Origin of the sequence: Colwellia sp. MB02u-10 (genome assembly GCF_014077185.1) — a bacterium.
Lineage (GTDB): Bacteria > Pseudomonadota > Gammaproteobacteria > Enterobacterales > Alteromonadaceae > Cognaticolwellia.
In genome coordinates this window covers 1-226 of the sequence record NZ_JACGVK010000016.1, presented here as the reverse complement: position 1 = coordinate 226, position 226 = coordinate 1, and the positions used below count along the sequence as shown (strand labels likewise).

The window sequence follows — 226 nt, the reverse complement described above, 5'->3', positions numbered from 1 at the left end:
ATACCAATTCCGATAATTAACTGTTCAACTTTGCCCAGTCCCTTCTGCATAGAGATAAGACCCGTTCTGTATCCGCTATGAAGTTGTTCCATGCAATAGAACACTTATCCACTATATCCTCATAATCAGCGAACGAGCGATTCGCTATTTCATTTTGTCTTAGCCATGACCATACTTGTTCAATAGGATTTAATTCTGGTGAATAAGGGGGAATATGTATGATACT

1 protein-coding gene is annotated in these 226 nt (G+C 38.5%); it reads right to left on the bottom strand.

Translation table 11 applies throughout. The features are described from left to right. Positions 1-16 precede the first annotated feature (16 nt). Positions 17-226: transposase (locus H4J59_RS00045; protein WP_182235756.1), on the bottom strand; the 210-nt coding region annotated here is incomplete at its 5' end.